Raw genomic sequence first — 850 nt, 5'->3', positions numbered from 1 at the left:
CTAGGGTCAGGACTCATTGATTGATCCAGAATATGACGGTCGCGGCGATGCAGATGGCGGACATGAAGGTATGGGCGCAACGATCGTAGCGCGTGTGGATGCGCCGCCAGTCCTTGATCCTGCCGAACATATTCTCGACTTTGTGCCGCTGTCTATAGAGCGCCGTGTCGTGTGGAATGGGCACTTTCCGGTTCCCCTTTGACGGGATGCAGGCCGTGATCTTGCGGTCGGCCAGTGCCGCGCGGAACCAGTCGGCGTCATAGCCCTTGTCGCCCAGCAGGACCTTTGCCTTCGGGAAGGCATCGATCATCAGTGCAGCGCCCTTATAATCGCTCATCTGCCCTTCACTGAGCAGCATGATGAGCGGTCGGCCTTTGCCATCGCATACGGCATGTAGCTTGGAGTTCAGGCCGCCTTTGGTGCGTCCGATACGTCGGGGAACATCCCCTTTTTAAGCAGGCTTGCCGCCGTCCGGTGTGCTTTCAGGTGGGTTGCATCGATCATCAACTGGTCGGGCTTGCCGCCCTTTGCTGCCAAGCCAGCGAAGATTTTGTTGAACACGCCGAGCCTGCTCCAGCGGATGAAACGATTGTAGATCGTCTTGTGTGGGCCATACTCCTTGGGCGCGTCGCGCCACATCAGCCCGTGCTTGATGACGTAAATGATCCCAGACACTATCCGCCGATCATCCACTCTTGGCACCCCATGAGACAAGGGAAAATACGGCTCGATCCGGCGCATCTGCGCCTCACTCAGCAGAAACGGAACATCCATCGGCAGCGCCTCCTAACGCTGCTATTGAATCAACCCATCACCCAATGCGCAAGCAATTTAACAGGTCCTGACCCTA

The 850-nt window shown here is 57.3% G+C and carries 1 protein-coding gene; it reads right to left on the bottom strand.

The features are described 5' to 3' along the window. Positions 1–13: 13 nt before the first annotated feature. Positions 14–774, bottom strand: a protein-coding gene (locus BV95_RS23340) for an IS5 family transposase (protein WP_156028742.1) whose coding sequence is annotated in 2 segments (ribosomal slippage) — positions 14–441 and positions 441–774 — 762 coding nt in all. Because the reading frame shifts where the segments join, the coding sequence is not laid out codon by codon here. Between the last annotated feature and the right edge of the window lie 76 nt (positions 775–850).

Origin of the sequence: Sphingobium chlorophenolicum, from assembly GCF_000722875.1 — a bacterium.
Taxonomy (GTDB): domain Bacteria; phylum Pseudomonadota; class Alphaproteobacteria; order Sphingomonadales; family Sphingomonadaceae; genus Sphingobium; species Sphingobium chlorophenolicum.
The sequence above is the reverse complement of the archived record's forward strand: the minus strand, read 5'-3'. Positions and strand labels throughout refer to the sequence as shown.